This window comes from Vibrio sp. vnigr-6D03 (assembly GCF_002835515.1).
Classification (GTDB): Bacteria; Pseudomonadota; Gammaproteobacteria; order Enterobacterales; family Vibrionaceae; genus Vibrio; species Vibrio penaeicida.
This window is the reverse complement of record NZ_PIZL01000041.1, coordinates 16,730-29,720: the sequence shown is the minus strand read 5'-3', so window position 1 is coordinate 29,720 and position 12,991 is coordinate 16,730. Positions and strand designations below refer to the sequence as shown.

Genomic DNA, 12,991 nt, shown 5'->3' with positions numbered 1-12,991 from the left:
GAGTCTTTGAGTTCTCCTTACACTAGGAGAGCTCTGTTTGTTAAAAGATTTAGTCATTCAAGGATTGATTGATTTTCAGGAAGACTGCCTGAAATTATGCGAAAGCCATTACCCAACTGTGCATAATCGTGGCATGAGTGAGCATCATCTCGGTTTAGCATTTGCTCGTAGAATGGCGAGCAAGTTTACAGAATATGATCACCCAAACTACTTCGAATCCATAGAAAGCCTTCCGGTTCCTGATCAGCCTTTCCATTTCCGCGTATCTTCAGACATCGGGACCGTTTGGGTGCATAGCCACCATTTAATGAGTGCCAGTAAAAGCTGCCGGGAAAATATGCTAAGAGACATAAACCAATGGCAAGCTGAATATGGATACGCCATACAACCGAATGACCTATTAGTTGTTATTGCCGATCACTGGTTTACTCGGGGAAAATGGAGCCGTGAGATATTAAGCTGGTGGAATACTGAACTTCCGAAGAACGAAGGCGAGTACAAAGAACAAGGCGTCATACTATGGAAATCTGAGAGTTCGATCTACAAAGAACTGGAACAACGGTTTTCTATTCGCCCTTGTTACCTTAGCTTTGCGCATCCTCTAAGAAAACCCAACACCAAAGACGCTATTCTTAAGTACATACACCTCTACTCCATACTTGAATGGCATCGTTAGGCTCAATTTATAAATAAACTTTACCCAGCGACCTAAACAACACCTGCTTTTTGTCATCAAGTTTTAACACTGCACAGTCAAGCTGAAATAAAACTCTTAAGTTGGCTGTGAAAAAACTAAAACGTTACCAATATGAACGCTACGCCGTTCTTTGCGAACTCGCCTACCCACGTACCTTTAAGCAAACCCGATACGGATTCGATCCAAACGGACAACGTGTCATTAACAACCGCTTTGGAAAGGTGCTGATGCGCATTCTATGGAGCCGTAATAGCGATGAAGTGATCATCGTTATAAAAGGGTCACACAACATTTGGGATTGGCTTCTAAACAGCGCAATGTGGCAAAAGTCCTGTAAATGCTGGGGGCTTCACTACTCTATTCATGCCGGCTTTCACTTCCTACTTAGTCAAGAAAGTACGCCAGCACATAAAAAAGATACGCTAGGTCGCTCAGTAATGGAGCGCGTCGAAGATATAGTGAAACCTTTAGTCGACGAGCAAGGAAAGAGAATAAGCATCACTGGCCATTCTTCGGGTGGAGCGATTGGTAACGTACTGGCTGACTATTTAGAGTCCCGTTATCCGAATTGCATTAAACGCGTGGTCACTTTTGGTCAACCAGCAGCTGGAAACTATCAGTTTAAAGTGCATTACAAACTGGCAAGAAGAACATACAGGGTATGCTGCGACCTCGATATTGTAACATTTATGCCTCCCCTTCCTTTCATGTATTGGCACGTAGGCAAACTTTTGTGGCTATACAATGGTAAAATTTACGAAAACACTCCTACTGGGATCCGACTTTTACGTTCAATTCTAAGCTGGTTGATCCGCCCCTTCTCATACCATTTGATGAGAAAATATATTAGGAATAAAGACTTTTTCGATGAACGATAAATAATTCAAATAGTATTTTGATCAAATATAGATCTTAAGATCACTATCAGCGCTTTTTTTGATCTAAATACAAAATGTGTTTATTTAATTAATGAAGTTAGTATTTGTTACAATTTAAATGAGAGCAGCTTCTAATTATATGTGAGCTTCGTTTGATATTTGAGCAATCGACTCTTTTATAAATATTGTGACGAGTTCTATATTTTGTAAAAATAACTTCTTCTATACGCCTATTATTTATATTTATAGCAATTATAAGAAATTATTATATTAGCCATACATAACAATAACTTAAGTAAATTACTTTCAAATAAATCATTACAAATCAATTAGGCTTAGCATACCAAATAAATAGTCTTGACAATATTGATATTCTGCCCAAAATAGAGTGATGTTTTTAAGTATTTCGCTATTTTAATATATCGATCTTAGTATTGCCTTGAGCTTGTATGAAAGTATGATCTTATCTAATTCAGAAAATTTTACGCTGTGCCTTAAGCAAGACAAATCTGGTGAGCATTACGCAGAATACGATAACTTCGTATTGAGAAGTGTTTTTCAACCAATTTTCAATGCTGGCAAAGAAGTTATGGGAGTGGAAGCTCTCGTTAGAATTTCTGATCAGGAAGGTGAAACCATTCGACCTGACTTATTTTTTCATACCAACACATTTTGTATCGAAACTCGCATAGATGTAGAAGCACTAAGCAGGGCAATACACATACTCAATTTTGCTCAATCCAAACACCGAAATAAACAACTCTTTTTAAACGCCCTGCCGGACCCGGAGCATAATCTGTTCCACGATTTGAGCCGCTCTGTCTTAGTTAACAGACTCGATGAGCTTAAAATCCGGACCAGACAAATTGTTATTGAATTTGTCGAACTGCAAGTTAAAGACAATCAAATGTTATCTCGAGTCACTTCACTACTGACTCAAAATGGGTTTGGTATTGCCGTAGACGACTACGGTCAGCAAGCGTCCACAAAAGAAAGAGTGAAACTCATCAACCCTTCAATAGTAAAGATCGATAAGAGTCTAATGAATGACTTTATGGGTGGCATCGCATCCCCGCTCCTTTCTGCGCTTAGAGTTGCCACAGAAGTCGGTGCAAAAACCGTTATTGAAGGTATCGAATCGAAGGAACAATTCGAAAACATGGTCTCGTTAAACATCGACATGTTCCAAGGCTACCATTTGGCTCATCCAGAACCTTTGTATTCCGTTAACTGAGTTAAAGCAAAATCCCCTCAAGAAGCAGTTTTGTACCGAATACCAATAGGCAGACGTAACATACTTGATATATAAACTTTTCTGATACTCTGTGGAGCAACCAAACACCCATATAGACACCAATAGGGGCTAACGGCACTAAAACAAATGCCGTCATTAGGTTTTCCTTTGAGAAACTTCCTAACATTCCATAAGGCACGAGCTTTATTCCGTTCAGAATCCCAAATAAAACTGCCATAGTACTTACAAGAACTACCTTCTCTAGCTTTAAAGGCAGTAAGTAAATGGTTGCGGGTCCACCACCCGAATGAATAGCCGTACTAGAGAACCCACACAAACAACTCCAGATTATCCGCCATTTTGGATGTTTAAAAAACGTATGGTCACTTATGCCAAACCAATACAAACAGCAAAATAAAACGGATATCCCTCCTATCAACACTTTAATCAAATCTATAGATAACATTTCTAAAAGCAGACCAGCCGCAGCGATACCAAGTATTGCCCAAGCGAGCATCGAGCGGATCACGGAGTAATTTGCAGTTTTGTAATGATGCTTTACAGCAAAGATATCCATTACGATCAGAATGGGTAGCAATATTGAGGCAGCTTGAAGAGGGGAAATAGTCAGCGACATCATAGGAACTGAAATGCTCCCAATGGCACCACCAAACCCACCTTTCCCTATTCCATAAATTAAAATTGCTGGGATGGCAACTAAGTAAAAAAAAGGGTCGACTATCATTTATCTCTTGCTGCCCAGTGAAACCCGCGCCTCATTAACTCGTCGATTTGAGGGTATTCTAGCTCTCTAATTGTGTGACCGACAGAACAATAAAACACCTTGCCTTGGTCCCAACGTCTACGCCAAGCAATGGGCATTTTAGTACCTTCTATCCAGTGAAGGTGCTCGCCACTAAATTCAGTCGAAGCTAATACATCATTACTTGGATCTACCAACATGTAATATTGCTCGCCATACATCGTAAAGTCTGAGAGATTGTGCGTAATTCCATCTTCTGAGTCGTGAAACCGGATCGGATAGTTGATGAAATCATCAGAAGGAATAGGATTGTCGGGCCAACCGGGTGGATGAGCAACAAACTGCCCACCAATAAGGAAGTGATAGGTTGGATGATCTCTAAATGCGTCTCCCATGTGACCGTGCCATCCAGCGATTCCGCACCCTCCGGCAATCGCAGCTAATAAACCTTGCTCTTCCTCTCTTGAAATATTTCCAAATTCTTCTTGGTGGCTGCTTCTAGCGCTTGACCAGATAGGAATGATTAAGTCGATATCCGAGGTTAATTCACGTTCCAGTAGCGGAGAGAACGAATTATATACAACCACTTCAAACCCTTCTTCTTTCAAAAGGTTCGTTGCCCAATTACAAAATGCTTCAGGAGTATGCCCCTCCCATCCACCTACAAACAATGCTGCTTTCTTCATTAATTTGTCTCCTTTTTGTTTCGTTGTTTGCGATAATTTGCCATTCCTGCCATGTCTTGCTCACCATAGCCAGCTTGGCTTGCCAAACATAATTGTTGATGGTTGATCGACATTTGAGGAACGTCCACATCAGCTTTATTGGCCAGTTCAATAACTAGCCTCATGTCTTTCTTCGCAAGATCGAGAGCAAACGTCACAACATCGTCCGTTCCTAAATATAGAGGCGTACGGAATCGCATCATAGGTGAGCCAGCTGCACTGAGGTTAAGAAGTTCAAGCAGCGCTTCATGCTTGACGTTTAACGGTTCAGCGAGTGAAAGTATTTCCGCAATGATTTGGTTTTGGCTGTGAATAACACTGTTGATCAGCAATTTGGCAATATGCCCAAGTGTAGGACCTCCCATAAACAAAGTTTGCTTCCCCATCAAATCAAAACAAGCTTGTAGCGTACTGTTTCTTAACTCGTTCGCACCTAGCATGAAAACCAATTCGCCTTTTTCAGCAGCATCTAAACTGCCTGACACTGGTGCATCAATGTAATGCACTCCATTTTCAGACGCTGAAAGGTGTAATCGTTTTGAGGTGGGTTCGCCGATGGTACTCATTTCAATCCAATAACGAGAACGCATGGAGCTAGAAAGGACGCTGTCTTTATTTGTTAAGTACACACTTTCTACTGCTTTATCATCCGAAAGTATGGAGAAAACCATGTCACAGTGGCGACCGATTTCCGCCGGACTCTTAGCTATTTGGACAGAACCAAAACGCGCTCGTAAATCCAAACTTGTTTGAACAGTTCGGTTATAAACCATCAACGAAATACCATTGGCAACAAGATTTGAAGCCATAAGCCGCCCCATTTTTCCTAACCCAATAAATCCAATCTTCATGTAAGCATTCCTTTAATTTGGCACAATAAGTCATACACATCGTTTTCGAAGCTTGATTCACTATTTTAAAGACATAACTAGCCTAGAGCGCTAGCGAGCGCTCCAAGGATATGAGTAAAGTTATTGACCAGTAATCGCAGTGACTAGCGCGCCTTCCGAGACTTCTTCTGAGGTGAATGTTTTGACCAGTTTTCCTTCATACATTGCGAGTATTTGGTCGCTTACACCGAGTACTTCAGGCATTTCAGATGAGATCACAAGTACGGCCAAGCCTGAGCGTGCTAACTCTCGAATAAGGGTATGAATTTCCGATTTTGAACCCACATCAATACCGCGTGTAGGCTCATCTAATATGAGTACCTTCGGCTGAATAGACAGCCATTTCCCTATAACGACTTTTTGTTGATTACCGCCACTCAGGTTGCTTACGGGATAAGAACCATCAGGTGATTTTATTGATAACTGCTGTGCGTAATCATCGTATATTTTCCCTTCCTTTCCCTGAAGTAACCATCCAAGCACAGAAAGCCTATCGACTTGAGCGATCGTCATGTTATCGCGACAACTCATTTCAAGAACAAGACCTTGTTCTTTCCTATTTTCAGGAACCAGAGCGATCCCCGTATCAACAGCTACTTTACTGTCAGAAATAATGATTCGCTCGCCATTAAAGGTAATGTAGCCACTCTCTGGATTTCTTAATCCAAACAATGTCTCTGCGATTTCAGTTCGTCCCGCTCCGACTAATCCGTACATACCCACTACCGTTCCCTTTTTTAAGTCGAAACTGATGTCTTCGTAGTAAGGTTTCAGAGTTAACTTATTCACTTCAAGAACGGTCTCTCCGCCTAATTGAGGGTCAATACAGCCACTCTTATCAAGCTCCCGGCCAATCATTAGCGCGGTTACGTCTTGCTCGTTTGTTTTGGCTGTTTCTAGCGTTCCGCGGTATTCGCCATCTCGAAGTACGGTGAGCCTATCGGACAGGGTAAAAATCTCATCCATCCGATGCGATATGTAAGCAATCCCTACTCCTGATTTTTTAAGTTCGTTGATCATGTCGAACAGCACGACTTTTTCGTAGTCCGTTAACGACGCTGTAGGTTCATCAAAAATGACTATTTTGGGGGTGAACACCAACGCTCTAGCAATCTCAACCATGTACTTCTTTGCAATGGTCAGATCTGCTACTTTGTCGTTAGCTTTAAAATCACAATTTAGTCGAGACAATATTTCTGAACTTCTTCGATTCAGCGTTTTGCTGTCGACAAAGCCAAGCCCAAAGCGCGGTAACATGCCTAAGAAAATGTTTTCTGCTACAGTAAGATCTTCGACAAGCGAAAGCTCCTGGTGAATCATTAAAATACCCTGATTTCTCGCATCCATTGGAGTTTTAAGGACAACAGGTTTTCCATCAATCAGTACTTGTCCGTGTTCTGCCTGATAAATCCCAGAAAGGACTTTCATCAGCGTCGATTTACCCGCACCATTTTCCCCAAGTAACGCATGCACTTCACCCGAGCGAATATCAAAGCTCACATCATTCAATGCCACAACACCCGGAAACTCTTTACGTACACCCTTTAGCTCTAACGTTGGTGTATTAGGTTGCGTTTTTTCGGATGTTATTACGGCTGATGTTGTTGCGTCTTCTTCTATTAACGTATTCATGCCGTTACCCCTTTACTGCCAGATTGATTCACCTTCTTGTCAATAAACAAAACTAAAATCAAAATTGAGCCCATAATGACTAACACATAAAATGCAGGTACTTGGAGCAAGTTCAATCCATTACGTAATATGCCAATAGCGAGTACACCGCCTAGTGTCCCAATAATACTCCCTGCACCACCTGTTAACCGTGTGCCTCCTAAAACAACAGCGGTGATTGTCCACAATTCAAAATCTCGCCCGAGGTTTGGGGTTGCTGCCCCCATTTGAGTTGATAACGTCACACCTGCAAATGCAGCAAAGAAGCCGACTAACACAAAGTTAATTACCATGTGAGGACCGACTCGAATCCCCGAATCAATCGAAGACTTTCTATTCCCTCCAACGGCGTATACATTGCGTCCATGAACCGTATATTTAAGTACGATATGCATAAGTAGAGTGGCGACTAAAAACAGCAGAGCCAACGTGGGGAATCCGAAAACATCGCTACTGCCAAAATCTGAATACGCAAAGTCGAGTGCATAAAAAGACTGCTCTTGCGTGTATACAAACACAAGCCCGCGTACACCAATCATTGCCCCTAAAGTCACAATGAAAGCGTCGACACCGGTTTTCCACACCAAAACACCATTTAAAAAGCCTAACAAGGCGCCGGCACCTAGAGCAGCAATTACAGCAAATGGAATTCCAATGCTTCCTTGTAAATCGACGGCTAAACTCGCCGAAAGTGCAACCACGGCACCAACAGAAAGGTCGATATTTCCGTTGATCATTACGTAAGTCATACCTAACGCAATGAAACCGATCGTCGACGTTTGGATCAGAATGTTCTGAAAGTTGGTCACATCAAAGAAGTGCTCGGACGCAAAGCTGAATACGAAAATTGAAACAAGTACAAAAATCCAAATCGGCTGCGCGGTTAAGAATGTTTTTAGCTGATTCATGCTTCCCTCTTTTTACTCAGTATTTGGTAAACAAGCTTCCGCGCTTAGAGCCCACGTCGAGCCAAACCGCTAAAATGATCACAGCCCAAGTCACGAGCCACTGAGCGTAATATGGGTATCCCATCAGCAGTAAACCATTTTGGATGAAGCCAAGCATCAATACCCCAATGACCGTTTTCACAATACTTCCAGAACCACCGAGCAAGCTCGTACCACCTAAAATGATGCCCGCCAAAACAAGTAACTCATACCCTTGACCAACGTTGTTCTGTGACCCCATCACTCTTGATCCTAAGATGAGCGCAGCAACGCCAGTAGAAAGCGCTGAAAGCATGTAAGTAGTAAATACTAATTTACTTCGGCGAATTCCCGAATAGGTTGTAGCGAGAGGATTTCCACCCAAAGAAAATACTTTTCTTCCGTAAGATGTTTTCTTTAATAAAAGCTCATACACAATCGCTAAAACCGCAAAGATGATAATTGGAACCGCAATTGGTCCTATGAACCCTCTGCCAAAAAATGCAAACCATGTATCTTCTTGGTTAGCAATATCGACATTTTGACCGCCGGTATACACCAAAATAATGCCTTGAATTGCCGAAAGCATACCAAGTGTGACGATGAGAGAATTAAGCCTAAGATATCCAATGAGAAAACCATTAATTGCACCGATAAGGAGCGTAAAAAAAAACATAAATAGAATGGCTTGAGAAGGACCAACCTTGTCATGTAAATCGACGACGAGAACCGTCGAAAAAGACAGAAGTGATCCCACTGAGAGGTCGAGGTTTCCACCAATGACAACAATTGTGACGCCCAGAGCAATCGTTCCTATGATGGACGCTTGGCGAATCACCGTCATAAAATTATCGGTACTTAAGAAACGTTCAGAAAATACAGAGAACACCACGATGGACAGAAGGAAAGCCACACTGATTCCGTGCTTGGCCATCAGCTTACTCAACGAATGCTGAGATAAGGGTTCATCAACCGATGGTTGTTTTTTACTTTCGTCATTTTTCTTATAGGTTTGTGCTGGTGGAGAGTCCATTGTCATACCGCTGCCTTAGAAATGAAATTGATACGGTCCGAATAGATACTTTAAGAACTAAAATACAAACTCATCAACCATTAAGTTCTTAAAGAGGTGTCCTCAAGATTTGTTTAACGTTATCTTGATTTACCTACATAGGTTTTCAAAGTGAGACCGTGGAAAATCTGTGGCTTATAGGAACTCAAAACGTCTCGCGCTCAATAAGCCACATCCATTACCATCTACTTTTATAGCTTCTATTTGTTATATAGCTTCCATCTGCACAATTAGAAAACTGGTTTGGTAAATTGAGACATGTTGTCTTGGGTGATTTTTGGCGTATCAAAGTAGTTCTGCTTAGGTACCTCTTCACCATTCGCTACCGAAATAGCCGTCGCTAGTGCGTTTTTTGCGTCATCGACAGGAGATTGATATACCGATCCCCAATATTCACCGCGTCCCATGGCCTCATAACCAACAGCAAAGTTGGTGGCACCAATGAATGTAATCCCTTTGCGATTTGCGGCTTTAGCAGCATTTAACGCGCCGACTCCCATGTTATCGTCGCCAGAATATACGCCATCGATGTTGTCGTATTTAGTTAAGAAGTTTTCCATTACACGCTGGGATTTTTCTCTATTCCAATCACCAGGTTGAGTTTCCATAATCATTACTCCAGGGCACGCCTCAGCTAATCGATCCTCAAAGCCTGATTGTCTCTCGATTGCAGTGGTATAACCGGGTTGCCCAGAAATCTGTACGATTTTGCCTTTACCATCTAACGCATCACACATCATTTCCGCAGAATAGGCGCCTTGAACAATATTGTTTGGACCAGAAAATGAAGCAATAAATTGCTGACCTTCTTCTGCGACATTTGAGTTAGTCACAACAACGGGAATACCGGCTTTTTTTGCTTTTCGGATGACAGGAACAACGGCTTTACCATTGGTCGGCCATATGATGATCACGTCGACTTTTTGCTGTATGAGATCCTGCATCTGAGCGATTTGACGAGCAACATCACCACCTGCATCCAGAACTACCGTCTTTACATTACTCGTATTCGCGGCGGCTTCTTTAAACGCTTTTTCATAAGTGGTTTGGTAAGAATCGACCCCAACATTATTTTGGGTAATACCAATAACAAGATCTTTTGCAGTAACACCAAATGCTGTTGAAGCAGCCATTGAGGCTAATAGCGTTATTTTTACCGTTTTCATTGTTAACTACTCCTTGTTTACGTTATTTAGTGCCTTCTACCGCATACATCCCAATAATTCGGTCCTCAGGCACTTTCTTTATCTCTTCGTTTTATTGCATCACCATACCGCCATCAATCATGATCAGCTGTCCGGTCATGTAATCTGAATCCGGACTTGCTAAAAATGCAGCAGTACCCAGCACATCTTCTGGGTATGAATATCTGCCCAGTAAGATCATGTCTTCAGCAAGCTTATCCATTGATTCACCGGTTTTTTCGAATTTACCTATCGCCACCAGATCCTTGTCTAGTTGCTCCCATAATTCAGTTCTCACCACACCCGGACCATAGCCGTTTACAGTAATGTTGTGCTGAACGAGTGCTTTAGCACCACCATTAATCATGGCAAGTACCGCGTGTTTACTGCACGAATATGGAACAACGTCATCAAAAGCCATACGAGACACAATTGAGCCGACATTTACAATTTTGTAGGGTTCTTTCTGTGGTCCTTGCTTAATCATCTGGCGAGCAGCTTCCTGCATTCCCATCAGACACCCAAGCCCGTTAACGGTCATAATCTGATGCCAGTTTTCTTCAGTAATATCCATAAACATAAGCGGCTTATTGATACCCGCATTGTTGAGCATCACGTTAATTGAGCCAAATGCCTCAACCGTCGCTTCTACACCGGCAGCGATGTCTTCTCTTTTCGTGACATCCATCTTTACCGCAATCGCCTCACCACCAGCGGCCTCAATTCTCGACACTACTTCTTTGCAACCATCAATGTTTAGGTCAGCAACACAAACTTTGGCACCTTGTGCTGCATAATTTTCAGCAATAGCAGCGCCCATGCCTCTGGCAGCACCTGTGATCAAAACATGCTTTCCTTTGAGTCTGTTTATATCCACAATTCATCTCCTTTCTGTGTCAACTCAACTTTAATCTTAGTCATACCAAAAGCTCTGGCTTCTTACTTCACACAAACCTTTAAATTTATTTTTTATATCAATTTTGCAAACGTTTGCATTACTTTTGAAAAATTTTTTGCTTAGTAAGTTACAAACAGAATAGCTATTTACATATTTTTTACATCCCCTTTTTTGACTCAATTATAAGAATGTTATTTCCTCCTTTGTTTGCAAGCTTCATTTAATGAATATATATCAAATAGTTAATGGACTTATTATTTGTTATTATTAATGATTAAAAAATACTCAAAATGACTAACTGATCACATTGCATCGTTCATTATGCTTCATTTATGTTATCAATATGTGATTTATTATTTGCAAACGTTTGCAAATAGGAACAAGATATTTCTAAGCAGAGCAACAAAAATCATGAGGGAGATTATGGATCAGGATCATTTAGAGTTTGGAGAGAAAGCTCGCCAACGATTACTTACTGGCGCTAACTTATTAGCGGATGCAGTCAAGGTAACTTTGGGACCTCGCGGACGAAATGTCGTTATGAGACACTTCGATCAGCCACCAATCATCACTAAAGATGGCGTATCAGTCGCTGAAAAAGTGGCCATAAAAGGTCAAATGGAAGAAATGGGCGCATCCTTAATGCGCGCTGTTGCCTCAAAAGCCAACGATGAGGCAGGTGATGGAACCACAACATCAACGGTTTTAGCGCAGGCTATTTTGAATCGAGGTTTCAAGGCCCAGGCCGCTAACTTCAATATCATTGATATAAAATATGGAATTGAAAAAGCCACGTCCGCTGCTGTTGATGCGTTAAAAGCCCTATCAATACCTTGTAATAACGAAAGCGACATTCAGAATGTTGCCACCATTTCCGCTAATAATGATTCTACCATTGGCAAAATTGTTGCCGATGCAATACGTTCTGTTGGTCAACATGGCGTCGTAACCATAGAAGAAGGTCGTGGTTTCAATACTGAATTATCCGTTGTTAAAGGAATGCAATTTGGACGAGGCTACGTTTCTCCCCATTTCGTTAACGTTCAAGGGAAAATGCAAGTTCTTCATAAAACTCCGTTAATCATGTTAGTCGATGGCAAGTTACTCGATTATGACCAAGTAGTCCCCGCTATGGAGATATGCGCCAAAAAGAATCGACCACTGTTTATCATTGCTGAAGAGATAGAAGGTGAAGCACTTTCAACAATTGTCGTCAATCATATACAAAAAACACTCTCAGCGGTTGCCGCTCGTTCGCCCGGTTTTGGACCAAGGCGTTCTGCTATCCTTCAAGATATCGCCGCACTAACAGGTGCAACGGTCCTATCTGCGGAAACAGGATTTACACCAGAAGCAATTACAGAGTCCCATTTTGGATCGTGTGAACGCCTAGAACTGACTAAAGACCAATTCACCATTATTAAGGGGAATGGTACCGAAAGCGCTATAAATGAACGCATAGGAAAAATTAATGCCGAGATCATCGACTCTGAATCGGATTATGATCAGCAAAAAATGTCGGAAAGACGCGCCCGTCTTTCTGGTGGTATTGCGGTGATTGAAGTCGGCGCAGCAACGGAAACAGAAGTAAAAGAGAAGAAAGCCAGAGTAGAAGATGCGCTTCATGCTACAAGGGCGGCAATAGAAGAAGGTGTAGTGCCTGGCGGTGGTATAGCGTTGCTTAGAGTCGTAGAAAATTTAAAGCTTCCAACACCTCGTTCACCCGATGAGCAAGCAGGAATGAACATTGCGCTAGACGCAATGAAGGTTCCTTTTCAACAGATTATTACTAATGCAGGTCTAGACGCCGGTGTGCATCTAGAAAAAGTAAGCAATAAAGATACAAATTTCGGATTAAACGCCGCAAGTAACGAATTCGGCGATATGGTTGAAATGGGCGTTATTGATCCAACTAAAGTGACTCGTATGTCCTTACAAACCGCGAGTTCAATTGCTGCATTGATGTTAACTACGGAAGCCCTAATCGGTGATACCGATCCGGACTATGTACCTTCACATCACCATGAACATTAGTGGAAAAGCAAGAATAGCC

Annotated in this window: 12 protein-coding genes; 4 read left to right on the top strand and 8 right to left on the bottom strand. The window is 41.9% G+C overall.

Features of this window, described 5'->3' with window-relative positions; translation table 11 throughout:
* Positions 1-37 precede the first annotated feature (37 nt).
* The 3 genes from CW749_RS24135 to CW749_RS24125 all read left to right on the top strand — a co-directional run bounded on the left by CW749_RS24135 (position 38) and on the right by CW749_RS24125 (position 2,809).
* Entirely contained in the window at positions 38-676 is a 639-nt protein-coding gene (locus tag CW749_RS24135) for a hypothetical protein (RefSeq protein ID WP_101115015.1), read from the top strand.
* A gap of 107 nt (positions 677-783) precedes the next feature.
* Complete coding sequence (locus CW749_RS24130; protein WP_101115014.1) at positions 784-1,575, top strand: lipase; 792 nt, start codon at positions 784-786, stop codon at positions 1,573-1,575.
* A gap of 457 nt (positions 1,576-2,032) precedes the next feature.
* Complete coding sequence (locus CW749_RS24125; RefSeq protein WP_101115013.1) at positions 2,033-2,809, top strand: EAL domain-containing protein; 777 nt, start codon at positions 2,033-2,035, stop codon at positions 2,807-2,809.
* Between the two features lies 1 nt (position 2,810).
* Here the strand turns inward: CW749_RS24125 and CW749_RS24120 are convergent, their stop codons facing one another.
* The 8 genes from CW749_RS24120 to CW749_RS24085 all read right to left on the bottom strand — a co-directional run bounded on the left by CW749_RS24120 (position 2,811) and on the right by CW749_RS24085 (position 10,917).
* Positions 2,811-3,554: a sulfite exporter TauE/SafE family protein gene (locus CW749_RS24120; RefSeq protein WP_101115012.1), complete on the bottom strand. Its 744-nt coding sequence runs from the start codon at positions 3,552-3,554 to the stop codon at positions 2,811-2,813.
* The gene (locus CW749_RS24115) at positions 3,551-4,258 is read right to left on the bottom strand and encodes a ThuA domain-containing protein (RefSeq protein ID WP_101115011.1); all 708 of its coding nucleotides are present in this window, start codon (positions 4,256-4,258) and stop codon (positions 3,551-3,553) included. The genes CW749_RS24120 and CW749_RS24115 overlap by 4 nt, the downstream gene beginning before the upstream one ends.
* On the bottom strand, positions 4,258-5,148 hold the full coding sequence (locus CW749_RS24110; RefSeq protein WP_101115010.1) for an NAD(P)-dependent oxidoreductase: 891 nt from the start codon (positions 5,146-5,148) through the stop codon (positions 4,258-4,260). The genes CW749_RS24115 and CW749_RS24110 overlap by 1 nt, the downstream gene beginning before the upstream one ends.
* Before the next feature lie 120 nt (positions 5,149-5,268).
* Entirely contained in the window at positions 5,269-6,819 is a 1,551-nt protein-coding gene (locus tag CW749_RS24105) for a sugar ABC transporter ATP-binding protein (protein ID WP_101115009.1), read from the bottom strand.
* Entirely contained in the window at positions 6,816-7,766 is a 951-nt protein-coding gene (locus CW749_RS24100) for an ABC transporter permease (protein WP_101115008.1), read from the bottom strand. The genes CW749_RS24105 and CW749_RS24100 overlap by 4 nt, the downstream gene beginning before the upstream one ends.
* 16 nt (positions 7,767-7,782) lie before the next feature.
* Positions 7,783-8,823: an ABC transporter permease gene (locus CW749_RS24095; protein WP_237322568.1), complete on the bottom strand. Its 1,041-nt coding sequence runs from the start codon at positions 8,821-8,823 to the stop codon at positions 7,783-7,785.
* Positions 8,824-9,086: 263 nt separating this feature from the next.
* Positions 9,087-10,022 (bottom strand): sugar ABC transporter substrate-binding protein, encoded by a 936-nt coding sequence (locus CW749_RS24090; RefSeq protein WP_101115007.1) that lies wholly within the window; start codon positions 10,020-10,022, stop codon positions 9,087-9,089.
* A gap of 91 nt (positions 10,023-10,113) precedes the next feature.
* Positions 10,114-10,917: an SDR family oxidoreductase gene (locus CW749_RS24085; protein WP_101115006.1), complete on the bottom strand. Its 804-nt coding sequence runs from the start codon at positions 10,915-10,917 to the stop codon at positions 10,114-10,116.
* A gap of 444 nt (positions 10,918-11,361) precedes the next feature.
* Between CW749_RS24085 and groL the strand changes: the two genes are divergently transcribed.
* The gene (gene groL, locus CW749_RS24080) at positions 11,362-12,972 is read left to right on the top strand and encodes a chaperonin GroEL (RefSeq protein ID WP_101115005.1); all 1,611 of its coding nucleotides are present in this window, start codon (positions 11,362-11,364) and stop codon (positions 12,970-12,972) included.
* The last annotated feature ends 19 nt before the right edge of the window (positions 12,973-12,991 follow it).

Excerpts from the sequence above, each read along its gene's own strand:
- CW749_RS24125 (WP_101115013.1), top strand. The coding sequence starts at position 2,033 with ATGATCTTATCTAATTCAGAAAATTTTACGCTGTGCCTTAAGCAAGAC.
- CW749_RS24120 (WP_101115012.1), bottom strand. The coding sequence starts at position 3,554 with ATGATAGTCGACCCTTTTTTTTACTTAGTTGCCATCCCAGCAATTTTA.
- CW749_RS24115 (WP_101115011.1), bottom strand. The coding sequence starts at position 4,258 with ATGAAGAAAGCAGCATTGTTTGTAGGTGGATGGGAGGGGCATACTCCT.
- CW749_RS24110 (WP_101115010.1), bottom strand. The coding sequence starts at position 5,148 with ATGAAGATTGGATTTATTGGGTTAGGAAAAATGGGGCGGCTTATGGCT.
- CW749_RS24105 (WP_101115009.1), bottom strand. The coding sequence starts at position 6,819 with ATGAATACGTTAATAGAAGAAGACGCAACAACATCAGCCGTAATAACA.
- CW749_RS24100 (WP_101115008.1), bottom strand. The coding sequence starts at position 7,766 with ATGAATCAGCTAAAAACATTCTTAACCGCGCAGCCGATTTGGATTTTT.
- CW749_RS24095 (WP_237322568.1), bottom strand. The coding sequence starts at position 8,823 with ATGACAATGGACTCTCCACCAGCACAAACCTATAAGAAAAATGACGAA.
- CW749_RS24090 (WP_101115007.1), bottom strand. The coding sequence starts at position 10,022 with ATGAAAACGGTAAAAATAACGCTATTAGCCTCAATGGCTGCTTCAACA.
- groL (WP_101115005.1), top strand. The coding sequence starts at position 11,362 with ATGGATCAGGATCATTTAGAGTTTGGAGAGAAAGCTCGCCAACGATTA.